The following is a 13,180-nucleotide window of genomic DNA, read 5'->3' on the forward strand; positions in this document are numbered from 1 at the left end:
CCCGGTTCGGCATCCGCTTGCGCCACCTTCCCGCGGGCGCTGCACCGATCGACGCAGCGGTCGCCGGAAAATGCAGCAGGCGACGAGCGGATGCCGCGGCTCAGGGCGCGAGGACCAGCCGGTACCCCATGCCCGACTCGGTGAGCAGGTGCCGGGGATGCGCGGGATCGGCCTCGAGCTTCTTGCGCAGCTGCGACATGTACAGCCGCAGGTAACCGGAGTCGCTCACCTGATCGCTGGCCCAGATCTCCTTCAGCAGCGTCTGCCGGGTGACGAGGGCACCGGGGTTGCGGGCGAGGAACTCCAGCATCCGCCACTCGGTCGGAGTGACGTGCACGCGCGCTCCGGCGCGCGAGACCGACTTGGCCGCCAGGTCGACCGTGACATCGCCGAACGTCACCGCGGGCTCTCCGGTGCCGGATCCGGCCCGGCGCGACAGGGCGCGCAGCCGTGCGAGGAGCTCGTCGATCTGGAACGGCTTGGTGACGTAGTCGTCGGCGCCGGCATCCAGGGCCTCGACTTTGTCCGCAGAACCCGTGCGGCCCGACACCACGATGATCGGGGCCGAGCTCCACCCGCGCAGCGCCTCGATCACCTCCACGCCGTTCAGGCGCGGCATCCCGAGGTCGAGCAGCACCATGTCGGGGTGCGACTGCGCGGCCATCGCGACCGCGGCCGCACCGTCGGACGCGGCGATCACGTCGTAGCCGTGCGCGGCGAGGGTGATGCGCAGCGCGCGGACGAGCTGCGGGTCGTCGTCGGCGATGAGGATCTTCACGAGACTGCCAAGGGGAGCTCGATCACCATGGTCAGTCCTCCGCCGGGGGTGTCTTCGGGAGTGAGGGCTCCGCCCATGCCCTCGCTGAATCCCTTCGACAATGCCAGACCGAGTCCCAGACCGGTCGCATTGTCGGTGTCGCCGAGGCGCTGGAACGGCGCGAACACGTCGTCGCGACGGTCGATCGGGATGCCGGGGCCGTGGTCGATGATCCGCAATTGGGCGCTGCCGCCCAGCCGACTGGTGCTGACCCGCACCGGGATGCCGGTCGGCGAGTGACGGTGCGCGTTCGCGAGCACGTTGACGACCACGCGCTGCAGGAGCACCGGATCCGCGTGCACGGGCGGAAGATCGCGGTCCAGCGCCAGGTCGACCGAGGACGGTCCGAGGCCGAGCTCCTCGACCGCCGCGAGCACCACGTCGGCGGCATCCACCGGCCGGAGCGACACGGCGAGCACACCCGCCTGCACCCGACTCACGTCGAGCAGGTCGGTGACCAGCGTGGACAGGGTCGTGAGGCTCTCGTCCGCGGTCTCCAGCAGCTCGCGGCGATCCTCGGGTGAGAGGTTCTCGTCGAGGTTCCGCAGGCCCCCGACCGCGGCGACGGCCGCCGCGAGCGGTCGGCGCAGGTCGTGGCTGACCGCGGAGAGCAGGGCACTGCGCACCTGGTCGGTCTCGGCGAGGGCGCCGGCTTCACGCGCGGTCGCGGTCAGGTCGGTGCGCTCGAGTGCGGCGCCGAGCTGCGCGACGATCACGTCGAGCAGGCGGCGCTCGGAGGCGTCGAGCGGACCTCCGTGCAGCTCGAGGGTCGCGCGGGACGGCTCGCCGATCGGGATCGACGTGAAGCGGTTGTCGCGCACCGGCTCGCCGTCGGTGGCGAGGACCGTGCCGTCCGCGGCCGTGAGGCGGACGCCGCTCATCCCGAACGCCTCGCGCGTGCGGGCGATGAGGGCGGGCACCGCGCTCTCGCCGCGCAGGATGCTGCCCGCGACGCTCGCGAGCAGCTCGGCCTCCGCGGTGGCGCGGTGCGCGACGCGGGCCCGGCGGGCGGCCTGGTCGACGATGTAGCTCACCAGCGCGGCGATGATGACGTAGAGGAACAGGGCCCACAGATGCAGGGGGTCGGAGATCTCGACCGTGAACTGCGGGGCGACGAACAGGTAGTCCAGAGTGAGGCCCGACAGCACGGCGGCGAACAGCGCCGGCCAGATCCCGCCGGTCAGGGCGACGATCACGACGAGCAGCTGGAAGGCCAGCACGTCCGAAGTGATCGACTCGGGAGTCCGGGACACGTACAGCAGCCAGGTCAGGAGCGGTCCGCCGACGAGGGCGACCACGAAGCCGAGCACGACGCGCTGACGGCTGAGCGCACCGCCGGTCACCCGCGGCAGGGCGAAGCGGCCCCCCGCCGCGGAATGGGTGACGATGTGGACGTCGATGTCACCGGACTCGCGGATCACCGTGGCGCCGATGCCGGGGCCGGTCAGCGCTGCCTTCAGCCGCCCCCGTCGACTCACGCCGATCACGAGCTGCGTCGCGTTCACCGAACGGGCGAAGTCCACGAGCGCCCGCGGGATGTCATCGCCGACGACCTGGTGGTATGTGCCGCCGAGCGACTCGATCAGCTCCCGCTGCGCGGCCAGCGCGCCGGGTGCGGCGGCGCGCAGCCCGTCCTGACTGGAGACGTGGACGGCGAGCAGCTCACCGCCGGCCGATCGCGCGGCGATGCGCGCGCCGCGCCGCAGGAGCGTCTCGCCCTCCGGCCCGCCGGTCAGCGCCACCACGACGCGCTCGCGCGCCTGCCACGTGCCGCTGATGCCCTGCTCGGCCCGGTACGTGCGCAGCGCGCTGTCGACCTCGTCCGCGAGCCACAGCAGGGCGAGCTCGCGCAGCGCCGTGAGATTGCCGAGCCGGAAGTAGTTCGACAGCGCGGCGTCGATGCGCTCGGCCGGGTAGACGACACCGGCCGCGAGGCGGTCGCGCAGCGACTGGGGCGCGAGGTCGATCACCTCGACCTGGTCGGCGGCCCGGACGACGGCATCCGGCACCGTCTCGCGCTGCGTGACGCCGGTGATCTGCTCGACGACGTCGTTGAGCGACTCGATGTGCTGGACGTTGACGGTCGTGATGACGTCGATGCCGGCATCCAGGATCTGCTGCACGTCCTGCCAGCGCTTCTCGTGCGCCGAACCGGGGACGTTCGTGTGCGCGAGCTCATCGACGAGCGCCACCCGCGGCGCGCGCGCGAGGACCGCATCGAGGTCCATCTCGCTCAGCTCGACGCCGCGGTGCGCGACGGAACGGCGGGGCACGATCGGGAGTCCTTCGACGAGAGCGGCCGTCGCCGCACGGCCGTGCGTCTCGACCACGGCGATCACGACGTCCGTGCCGTCTGCGAGGAGGCGCCTGCCCTCTTCGAGCATCGCATAGGTCTTGCCGACACCCGGCGCCGCGCCCAGCAGCACCCGCAGTCGCCCGCGCTTCATCGGAAGGTCCCTCAGTTCTGCAGCCGGTCGAGCGCCAGATTGAGCTCGAGCACGTTCACACGGGGCTCCCCGAGGTATCCGAGGTCCCGTGACTGGATCATAGACGCGACGAGATCGCGGACGTCCGACTCGGGGATGCCGCGCTCGGCCGCGACGCGCGGCACCTGCAGCAGGGCGTACGACGGACTGATGTGCGGGTCCAGTCCTGAGCCGGAGGCCGTCACCGCGTCGGCCGGGATCTCGGACACCTCGACCCCCTCGAGCTCGGCGATCGCCGCCTGACGCTGTCGGATCGCCTCGATCAGGTCCGCGTTCTCCGGCCCCCAGTTGGAGCCGCTCGAGGCGCCCCCGTCGTAGCCGTCGCCGGCCGCCGACGGGCGGGACTGGAAGTACTCGGGGAGCGCGGCGCCGTCGGCATCGGTGAACGACTGGCCGATGAGCGCGCTGCCGACAGGCGTGCCCTCCGCATCCGTCACGAGGGAGCCGTTCGCCTGCCAGGGCAGTGCGAGCTGACCGATCGCGGTGACGAGGGCCGTGTAGCCGATCCCGAGGACGAGGGTGAAGACGAGCATCGCGCGGACGGCGACGCCGGCGGTGCGGACGGTGGAGCGGGTGGTGGACACGGTGTTCTCCGAGGTCGGGGCTCAGAAGCCCGGGATGAGGCTCACGACGAGGTCGATGAGCTTGATGCCGATGAAGGGGGCGATGATGCCGCCGAGCCCGTAGATCGCGAGGTTGCGACTCAGGATCTGCGACGCGCTCGCCGGGCGGTATTTCACGCCGCGAAGGGCGAGCGGGATGAGCACGATGATGACGAGGGCGTTGAAGATGATCGCGCTCGTGACGGCGGAGGCCGGCGAGCTGAGCTGCATGATGTTCAGCGCCGCGAGTCCGGGGAAGATCCCCATGAACATCGCGGGGATGATCGCGAAGTACTTCGCGATGTCGTTCGCGAGCGAGAACGTCGTGAGAGCGCCCCGGGTGATCAGCAGCTGCTTGCCGATCCGGACGATGTCGATGAGCTTGGTCGGATCGCTGTCGAGGTCGACCATGTTGCCGGCCTCCTTCGCGGCCGATGTGCCCGTGTTCATCGCCACGCCGACGTCCGCCTGCGCGAGGGCCGGCGCGTCGTTCGTGCCGTCGCCGGTCATCGCGACGAGGTTGCCGCCCTCCTGCTCGCGCGTGATCAGGGCGAGCTTGTCCTCGGGGGTCGCTTCGGCGAGGTAGTCGTCGACGCCCGCCTCCTTCGCGATCGCCGCGGCGGTCAGCGGGTTGTCGCCCGTGATCATGACCGTGCGGATGCCCATGGCGCGCAGCTCGGCGAAACGGTCGCGCAGGCCCTCCTTCACGATGTCCTTCAGGTGGATCACCCCGAGCACAACTCCTGCTTTCTGCGCGTCGAGCGTCGCCACGACCAGGGGAGTTCCGCCGGACTGCGCGATCGCCTCGGTGTTCTGCAGGAGTTGTGCGCGCGTATCGGCCGGGACCGGGGCGCCGGACGAGTCGAGCCAGGCGAGGACGGCCGACCCCGCGCCCTTGCGCACCTGCACGCCGTCCGCGAGATCGACACCGCTCATGCGGGTCTGGGCGGTGAAGGGCACCGAGGCGGCGCCGGCGGGCTCGGTGACACGGATGCCGCGCACCGCGGCCAGCTCGATCACGGACACGCCCTCGGGGGTCGGGTCCGCGAGCGAGGACAGCGCCGCCGCGCGCGCGAGCTCGTCCGCGTCGACGTCGGGCATCGCGACGAAATCCGAAGCGCGGCGGTTGCCGTACGTGATCGTCCCGGTCTTGTCCAGGAGCAGGGTCGTGACATCTCCCGCCGCCTCGACCGCGCGTCCGGACATCGCGAGGACGTTGCGCTGCACGAGCCGGTCCATCCCGGCGATGCCGATCGCCGACAGCAGGGCCCCGATCGTGGTCGGGATGAGGCACACGAGCAGGGCGATCAGGACCGGGATCGACACGGGGGACGCGGCGTACGAGGCGATCGGGTTGAGCGTGAGCACCACGATCACGAACACGATCGACAGGCTCGCGAGCAGGATGTTGAGCGCGATCTCGTTGGGGGTGCGCTGGCGTGCGGCGCCCTCGACGAGCGCGATCATGCGGTCCACGAACGTCTCGCCGGGCTTGGACGTGATCCGCACGACGATGCGGTCCGACAGCACACGGGTGCCGCCCGTGACCGCCGACCGGTCGCCGCCGGATTCGCGCACGACCGGCGCGGACTCTCCGGTGATGGCCGATTCGTCCACTGTGGCGATGCCCTGCACGATGTCGCCGTCCCCCGGGATCAGTTCACCGGCCGTGACGATGACGACGTCGCCGAGCGCGAGCTCGGCGGAGGACACATCGTGCACGGCGGCCCGCTCGGCGGCGGCGTCGGCCTGAGCGTCGTAGCCCTCCACCCGCCGGGCGGTCGTGCTCGTACGGGTCTGGCGCAGTGACGCGGCCTGCGCCTTGCCGCGGCCTTCGGCGACGGATTCGGCGAGGTTCGCAAAGAGCACCGTGAGCCAGAGCCAGACGGCGATGCCCCACGTGAAGCCGAACGGGACGGCGGTGCCGCCCGAGGCTTCGGCGCCGCCGAGGAAGGGCTCGGCGATCGCGATCGCGGTGGTCAGTGCCGCGCCCACCCACACCAGGAACATGACGGGGTTGCGCCAGAGCGCGGCGGGGTTGAGCTTGCGCAGCGCGCCGGGCAGCGCGGTCACGAGCTGCGCCCACCCGAACGAACGGGACGGGGACGTCGACGACGGCGGCACGGAGCCGTGGACGGGGGTGAGGGTGGATGTGGACATGATCAGACGAGACCTTCCGCCAGGGGACCCAGCGTGAGAACGGGGAAATAGGTGAGTGCGGTGATGACGACCGCGACGACGGTGAGCAGACCCACGAACTGCGGCCGGGAGGTGGGGAGCGTGCCGGCGGTCGCAGGAACTTTCTGCTGAGCGGCGAGCGTTCCGGCCAGGGCGAGCACGAGGACGATCGGGATGAACCGGCCGAGGAGCATCGCGACCCCGAGCGCCGTGTTGAGCCAGGGGGTGTTGGCGGTGAGCCCGGCGAAGGCCGATCCGTTGTTGTTGGCCGCCGAGGTGAACGCGTACAGCACTTCGCTCAGTCCGTGCACGCCGGGGTTCCAGATCGAGGTCGCCTCCATGTCGGCGCGGATCGCGGGGATTGCGAAGCTCAGCGCCGTGCCGGTGAGCACGAGGATCGGCGTGACGAGGATGTACAGGCTCGCGAGCTTGATCTGCGTCGGACCGATCTTCTTGCCGAGGTACTCCGGCGTGCGGCCGACGAGAAGGCCGCCGACGAACACCGCGATCACGGCGAGGACGAGCATGCCGTACAGACCCGAGCCGACACCGCCGGGTGCGATCTCGCCGAGCATCATGTTGACCATCGGGATCATGCCACCGAGCGCCGTGTACGAGTCGTGCATCGAGTTGACCGCGCCCGTCGAGGTCAGGGTGGTCGCTCCGGCGAACAGGGTCGATCCGAGGATGCCGAACCTCTGCTCCTTGCCCTCCATCGCGGCACCCGCCAGCTGGGGAGCTGTGCCCTGACCGAGGGTCTCGAGCCACGTCACAGCGGTGATCGAGGCGATCGCGATCACGGTCATGGCCGCGAGGATCGCGTAGCCCTGGCGGTCATCGCCCACCATGCGACCGAAGGCGCGCGGCATCGCGACCGGGATCGCGAGCAGGAGGAGGATCTCCAGGACGTTCGTCCAGGGCGTCGGATTCTCGAAGGGGTGCGCGGAGTTCGCGTTGAAGAAGCCACCTCCGTTCGTGCCGAGCTCCTTGATCGCCTCCTGCGAGGCGACCGGACCACCGGGGAGCACCTGCGTGCCACCCGTGATCGTGCCGACCTCGGTGAAGCCGGTGAAGTTCTGCACGACTCCGGCGATCACGAGGGCGATCGCGGCGAGGATCGACAGGGGCAGCAGAAGGCGGGTGACCGTCCGCAGCAGGTCGACCCAGAAGTTGCCGATCGTGGCCGCGCCGTGTCGGGCGAAGCCGCGCACGAGCGCGACCGCGACGGCGATGCCGACGGCGGCGGAGACGAAGTTCTGCACCGCCAGTCCCGCGAGCTGCACCGTGTAGCCGAGCGTCAGTTCGGGCGAGTACGACTGCCAGTTCGTGTTCGTGACGAAGGACACCGCGGTGTTGAACGCGAGCCCTTCCGGAACCGGCGGCAGGTCGAGCGAGTACGGAAGCACCGCCTGGAGGCGCTGCAGGGCGTAGACGAACAGCACGCCGACCGCGGAGAAGACGAGCACGCCGCGCGTGTACGCCGGCGCGGTCTGCTCGGAGCGGGCGTCGACGCCGATGAGGCGGTACACGCCGCGCTCGGGCGCCCAGTCCTTCTCGGATGTGAAGATTCCGGCGATCCAGTCCCCGAGCGGACGGTAGAGCAGGACGAGAACGAGGACGACCGTCGCGATCTGCAGGACGCCGAGCCAGAGAGAAGCCGTGTCCGTCATCAGAACTTCTCCGGCTTCACGAGCGCGACGACGAGGTAGACGACGGCCGCGACCCCGAGCAGGGCGGCGATGAGCGAGAAGACCGTCACAGTCTTTCCACCGCCTTGGCGATCAGGCCGACGAGCGCGAACAGCGCGAGCGTGGCGGCGACGTAGATGACATCGAGCATGTCGGGAACTCCTGGGGCGCCTGAACGCCGATCGGGTGTCCGCACCGGTGTGCGGGTGCCTCGGTGCGAGGCACGATCACCGACTCAACACCGCCGGCAGCCCCGTCGCGGCGACCCTCACGGTTCCCATACGGCCGCGTGCGGCATCCGCACGAAGGCCATACGGCCGGATCAGCCCGCGGAGAGCATCCGCACGCCGTCCAGGACAGCGGCGTGCGTGTACGGCGACCCGAGGACTGCGAAATGGCCCTGTGCGGGAACGATCACGTTCGTCGCGCCGTCCAGCGCGCTGCCGTTCGGGATGTGCGGGTCGAAGCGGCCGAAGACCGAGACGATGCGGCCGTTGACCGATTCGTCGCGGCCGAGCATCACGATCGTCTCGTCCTCGGGAAGGAACGCGCGGATGCTGGGCACGAAGAACAGGCCGGCCAAGGGGGACCCGTGGAACGGCGTGCACACGGCGACGAGTCCGAGGAGTCCGAGCGGCGCGCCGCCGGCGGCGGATCCGCTCTCGGGCGGGGACGACGCCGGTGCGGGCGCGCGGGCGGCGGCATCCGCGGGGTCGCCGCCGGCGGCGGCTTCGGCGGCCGCCGCGTGCGCCGCCCCAGAGGTCACGAGCAGGTGCTTGCCGATCAGCCCGCCCTTGCTGTGCGCCACGATCACGCGTCCGGCAGGTCCCGCGGGGCGTGCAGCCAGCGCTCGGCCGAGGCGTCCGGAGGTCTCCGCGACGCCGCGCCGGTTCATGCCGAGTCCGTGCACGACGCGGACGCGATGTCCCGCTGCGCTGAGCGCGTCCCCGAGGGGTCGGAGGAACGTCCAGTGCTCGTACACGCCCGGGAGCAGGATGACCTCCGCCAACTCTGCGGACCCGTCGCGCCACGATCGTGGTTCGGGCCGCGGCCGCCCCAGACGCCAGGGCGCTCCGACGATCGCGGCCTGGCGGAGGGCGGCGTACGCGTAGTCCTGGGCCCACCACCACCCGCGCGCGAGCACGCTCGGGCGCGGGTCGTCAGGGGTCACGGGGGCAGTCTAGGAGCCGGCGGCTCCGTGCCGGGACGCCCGGAACGGGTGATCCGTCAGGAGGCGACGTCGGGGGGCCCGGCCGGCCGCGTCGCCCGCGGGTGATGCGCGGGTTGTGCTGACGGCAGGCCCGCGCGCTCCTGGCCGGGCAGCGGTCGCGAGCGGCGCCCGTAGATGAGCTCGGACGAGTCCAGCAGCCAGGGCACGAGCGTGATCGAGACCCCGTGCACGAGCATGAGCTGGTTCGCGATGCGCCGGGCGCGCCGGTTGTGCAGGAACGACTCCCACCAGTGACCGACGATGTACTGCGGCAGGTAGACGGTCACGACGGAGGAGCCGTGCTTCTCACGCCATTGCTTGATGAACTGTGCGACCGGGCTCGCGAACGTACGGTAGGGCGATTCGACGATGACCAGTTGGACCGGGATGTCGTGCTCGGCCCACTGCTTCTGCAGGAGGTCGGACTCGGCCTGGCTGACGGCGATGTGCACCGCGAGAGTGTGCTCGTGACGAGCAGCCAGAGCGTAGTCGAGTGCCTTGATCACCGGCTTCTGGAGTTTGCCGACGAGCACGATCGCCACGTCGCCCTCTGCTCCGAAGTGGGTCCGATCGTCCGGTTCGATCTCGGCCTCGACGTCGCGGTAGTAGCGGTGCACGCCGATCATGAGGGTCGCGAGGATCGGGATGGCGATGAAGACGAGCCATGCGCCGTGCGTGAACTTCGTCACGGTGACGATCACCAGGACCGACACCGTCATCGCCGCGCCGACGGAATTGATCACGAGACCCGTGCGGGCCGAGCGGCGTTCCTCCGCCGTCCGCGTGCCGTCCTCGTCGTCCGGCGGCGCGACGTGAAGCTCGCGCAGCGTCCGCCGCCAGTGTCGGACCATCCCGACCTGTCCGAGGGAGAACGACACGAAGACGCCGATGATGTAGAGCTGGATGAGGGTCGTCAGATCGGCCTGGTAGACCACGAGTACGCCGATCGCGGCGATGCCGAGGATGATCATGCCGTTGGAGAACACGAGCCGGTCACCACGGGTGTTCAGCGCCTTCGGGGCGTATCCGTCGCGGGCCAGCACCGAGCCGAGCAGCGGGAAGCCGTTGAAGGCGGTGTTGGCCGCGAGGAGCAGAACGCAGGCGGTCGCCGCCTGCACGATGTAGAACGGGATCGACCCCATCCCGAACGTCGCCGCGGACACCTGGGCCATCAGGCTCGGCTGCGGGGTGTTCTCGCAGTCGAACCCGATGAGGTGGCACGGGTTCTCGGCGTAGTGCACGTTCGCGACGAGCGCGAGCACCGTCAGACCCGCGAACATCAGGATCGCGATGCCGCCCATGAGTGTCAGCGTCGTCTGCGCGTTGCGGACCTTCGGGCGGCGGAACGCCGGGACGCCGTTCGAGACGGCCTCCACGCCGGTCAGTGCCGAGCAGCCGCTGGAGAACGCGCGCAGGACGAGCAGGATGACCGCCACCTGCGTGAGGCTCTCCGGTTCGACGCCGTACTGCGCGCTCGAGGCGACCGGCGCATCGCCGAGCGCAGTGCGGGTGAGGCCCACGACGACCATCACGATGACGGAGCCGATAAAGACGTACGTGGGTATCGCGAAGACCAGCGACGCCTCGCGGACGCCCCGCAGGTTCACGATCACGATCAGGATCACGAAGCCGATCGCGAGCTCGACGCGGAGCGGATTCAGTTCGGGGACCGCGGAGATGATGTTGTCCACACCCGAGGAGACCGAGACGGCCACGGTGAGGACGTAGTCCACGAGCAGCGCCGACGCCACGACGACGCCGGGTACCTCGCCGAGGTTCTTCGACGCGACTTCGTAGTCTCCACCGCCCGAGGGGTACGCCTTGATCAGCTGCCGGTAGCTGGCCACGACCACGATCAGGAGGATCACGACCGCCGTCGCCACCCAGGGACTGAAGGCGAGGAACGCCGTACCGCCGATCAGCAGGATCATCAGCAGTTCCTGCGGGGCGTACGCGACCGAGCTCAGCGCGTCGGAGGCGAAGATCGGCAACGCCATCTTCTTGGGCAGCAGCTGCTCGTCGAGTTTCTCCGACGTGAGCGGGTCGCCCAGGAGCAGGCGTTTGGCGATCGGCGATTCGGCGCCGGGCTCGCGACTGTCAGTGGTCACGGCGTGCGATGTTACTCGTCAGGAAGTCGTGAGGACGGACCGGAGGACCCATCCTGACGAAATCTTTACGGTCCCGCGATCCCTAAACTGGGCCGGTGTCGGACCAGATCACCTCCGGACTGCTCGCGATCGTGCTCGGCGCGGTCGTCGGTGTCATCCTCTTCGTGCCTTTCGTCGCGATCAGCTACCGCCGTCGCGGCGGCCTCACTCTCGGCCGGTCGCTGCTGTGGGCGGCGGCGCTGATCTATTCCTCGCGATCTGGACGAACACGCTCGGCGCCGTCGTGGGATCGATCCTGTCGTTCGTCGTGCCCGCGCGGCACCGGGGCATGGCCCGCTCCGAGGACGCCGACGAGCCGCGGCCTGTCACGCGGGGACGACGTCTGATCGGGATGCTGTGCGACGGGCTCGCGGCGGCCGTCACCGTCGTGCTCGTGGGCACGTCGACGCAGCTCTGGCTGCAGTTCGTGGTCGGCGACCAGGAAGCCGTGCGGGAGGGCACGCTCGCGGACACGCTCGCCACCGCGATCCCGGTGCTCGCGTGGCTCGTCCTGATCCTGGCGACCGGACGTTCGGTCGGGGACCTGGCCGTCCAGCTGCGCTATCGCGGCGGGCGTGTCCCGACTCCGGTCGCGCGCGTCCTCCGATGGGCGGGCGGGGTCGGCGGCTGGCTGCTCCTGGGCGCCCTGCCCGGCCCGTGGGCACTGCTCGCGTCGGCGTTCGCGCTGACGAGCCTCGTGCTCGTGTTCGCCACCGCACGCGGACGCGGGATGCCCGGCATCCTGAGCGGGATGCGCGTCGAAGACGCGCGAGACCCCGGCACGACGGCGGTGCCGGCCGCGCCCGAGAGCGGGTCCCGCCGCCCCTAGCCGAGGAACTCGCGGGCGGCGACGACGAGGGCGTCCACGCCGCGCTCGAGCGTGGGGTGGATCACCGGCGCGAAGAACGGCGAGTGGTTCGTCGGGATGTCGCGGTCGATCGTGCCGCCCGCCTTCGCGGCGGCGAAGGTCTGCGGGTCCACCCCGCCCCAGAACCAGAAGACGAGCGGGACGCCGGCTTCGCGGGCGAACCACGACACGTCTTCGCTGCCGGTGAACATGCCGGGGTCGATCACCGTGCCCTCGCCGAACGCGTTGTCGAACGCGAGCGTGAGCCGAGCGGTCGCGTGGACGTCGTTGATCGTCGGGGGCAAGGAGTGGTCGACCGCGATCACCGGCTCCTCCTCGGCGCCCGAGGCCTGCGCTTCGGCGCGGACGACGCGCTCCACCTTCTCCAGCACCCGTGCGCGGGCCTCATCGTCGGGGTAGCGCAGGCTCAGCTCGAGCTTCGCCTCGGCCGGGATGATGTTGTTCTTCAGTCCCGCGTGGATCGAGCCGACCGTGACGACCGCGACGTCGCGGGGGTCCACCTCGCGCGAGACGATCGTCTGCAGCCGCATCACGGTGGCGGCAGCCATCACGACCGGGTCGATCGTGGAGTGCGGGCGCGAGCCGTGGCCGCCGCGACCCAGCAGGGTGACGGTCAGGCCGTCGGATGCCGCCATCTGCGTGCCCGGACGCACCCCGATCGTTCCGGCGGGGAGCGGTGTGACGTGCTGCCCGAGGACGATGTCCGGTCGCGGGAAGCGGTCGAGCACACCGTCGGCGATCATGGCCTGCGATCCGGCGCCGTACTCCTCGGCGGGCTGGAAGACCGCGACGATCGTGCCGGACCACTCGTCCGTGGTGGCGACCAGTCGCTCGAGGGCACCGATCAGGGACGTCACGTGCAGGTCGTGACCGCACGCGTGCATGACCGGCACGTCGTTGCCGGCCGGGTCGGTGCCGCGCGCGGTACTGGCGTACTCGAGCCCGGTGAGCTCCTTGACCGGCAGTGCGTCCATGTCGGCCCGCAGCCAGACGACCGGTCCGTCGCCGTTGCGGATGACCGCCGCGATGCCCGTCTTGCCGATGCCCTCTTCGTACTCGATGCCCAGTCGATCCAGGTGCGCAGTCACGACACCCGCGGTGCGGGTCTCCTGGAAGGACAGTTCGGGATGCCGGTGCAGATCGATGTAGAGCGCTTCGAGGTCGATGGTCATGGCGTCGAGCCT

Annotated in this window: 11 protein-coding genes; 1 reads left to right on the forward strand and 10 read right to left on the reverse strand. The window is 70.5% G+C overall.

All coding sequences use genetic code 11. The features are described 5' to 3' along the window. Window positions 1-100 precede the first annotated feature (100 nt). From AB0P18_RS02610 to AB0P18_RS02650, 9 genes are all read right to left on the reverse strand, one after another. Window positions 101-778 (reverse strand): response regulator, encoded by a 678-nt coding sequence (locus AB0P18_RS02610; RefSeq protein ID WP_363358759.1) that lies wholly within the window; start codon window positions 776-778, stop codon window positions 101-103. Beyond that, window positions 775-3,264: a DUF4118 domain-containing protein gene (locus tag AB0P18_RS02615; protein ID WP_363358761.1), complete on the reverse strand. Its 2,490-nt coding sequence runs from the start codon at window positions 3,262-3,264 to the stop codon at window positions 775-777. Before AB0P18_RS02615 ends, AB0P18_RS02610 begins: the two co-directional genes overlap by 4 nt. A gap of 11 nt (window positions 3,265-3,275) precedes the next feature. Continuing rightward, window positions 3,276-3,887: a potassium-transporting ATPase subunit KdpC gene (gene kdpC / locus AB0P18_RS02620; protein WP_363358763.1), complete on the reverse strand. Its 612-nt coding sequence runs from the start codon at window positions 3,885-3,887 to the stop codon at window positions 3,276-3,278. A 21-nt stretch (window positions 3,888-3,908) separates the two neighbouring features. After that, the gene (gene kdpB, locus AB0P18_RS02625) at window positions 3,909-6,065 is read right to left on the reverse strand and encodes a potassium-transporting ATPase subunit KdpB (protein ID WP_363358765.1); all 2,157 of its coding nucleotides are present in this window, start codon (window positions 6,063-6,065) and stop codon (window positions 3,909-3,911) included. Between the two features lie 2 nt (window positions 6,066-6,067). After that, on the reverse strand, window positions 6,068-7,753 hold the full coding sequence (kdpA, locus tag AB0P18_RS02630; RefSeq protein ID WP_363358766.1) for a potassium-transporting ATPase subunit KdpA: 1,686 nt from the start codon (window positions 7,751-7,753) through the stop codon (window positions 6,068-6,070). Beyond that, window positions 7,753-7,842, reverse strand: a complete 90-nt coding sequence (locus tag AB0P18_RS02635; protein WP_344051104.1) for a potassium-transporting ATPase subunit F — start codon at window positions 7,840-7,842, stop codon at window positions 7,753-7,755. Before AB0P18_RS02635 ends, kdpA begins: the two co-directional genes overlap by 1 nt. Continuing rightward, on the reverse strand, window positions 7,839-7,967 hold the full coding sequence (locus AB0P18_RS02640) for a hypothetical protein (protein WP_344051106.1): 129 nt from the start codon (window positions 7,965-7,967) through the stop codon (window positions 7,839-7,841). Before AB0P18_RS02640 ends, AB0P18_RS02635 begins: the two co-directional genes overlap by 4 nt. Before the next feature lie 126 nt (window positions 7,968-8,093). Further along, the gene (locus tag AB0P18_RS02645; RefSeq protein ID WP_363358768.1) at window positions 8,094-8,942 is read right to left on the reverse strand and encodes a hypothetical protein; all 849 of its coding nucleotides are present in this window, start codon (window positions 8,940-8,942) and stop codon (window positions 8,094-8,096) included. Between the two features lie 56 nt (window positions 8,943-8,998). Next, on the reverse strand, window positions 8,999-11,089 hold the full coding sequence (locus AB0P18_RS02650; protein ID WP_363358770.1) for an APC family permease: 2,091 nt from the start codon (window positions 11,087-11,089) through the stop codon (window positions 8,999-9,001). Window positions 11,090-11,315: 226 nt separating this feature from the next. On the opposite strand from AB0P18_RS02650, the gene AB0P18_RS02655 reads away from it, so the two are divergent. Beyond that, the gene (locus tag AB0P18_RS02655) at window positions 11,316-11,957 is read left to right on the forward strand and encodes a hypothetical protein (RefSeq protein ID WP_363358772.1); all 642 of its coding nucleotides are present in this window, start codon (window positions 11,316-11,318) and stop codon (window positions 11,955-11,957) included. Here AB0P18_RS02655 and AB0P18_RS02660 read toward each other — a convergent pair. Beyond that, a complete protein-coding gene (locus tag AB0P18_RS02660) occupies window positions 11,954-13,168 on the reverse strand; it encodes an amidohydrolase (protein ID WP_344051114.1) in 1,215 nt (404 codons plus the stop codon). The genes AB0P18_RS02655 and AB0P18_RS02660 overlap by 4 nt on opposite strands. Window positions 13,169-13,180: the final 12 nt, after the last annotated feature.

Source organism: Microbacterium sp. NPDC064584 (assembly GCF_040687315.1).
In the GTDB taxonomy this organism is placed as follows: domain Bacteria; phylum Actinomycetota; class Actinomycetes; order Actinomycetales; family Microbacteriaceae; genus Microbacterium; species Microbacterium lacus.

Bases quoted from the DNA above. Each gene is read 5' to 3' on its own strand.
- AB0P18_RS02660 (WP_344051114.1), bottom strand. From the start codon at position 13,168: ATGACCATCGACCTCGAAGCGCTCTACATCGATCTGCACCGGCATCCC.
- kdpB (WP_363358765.1), bottom strand. From the start codon at position 6,065: ATGTCCACATCCACCCTCACCCCCGTCCACGGCTCCGTGCCGCCGTCG.
- kdpA (WP_363358766.1), bottom strand. From the start codon at position 7,753: ATGACGGACACGGCTTCTCTCTGGCTCGGCGTCCTGCAGATCGCGACG.
- AB0P18_RS02615 (WP_363358761.1), bottom strand. From the start codon at position 3,264: ATGAAGCGCGGGCGACTGCGGGTGCTGCTGGGCGCGGCGCCGGGTGTC.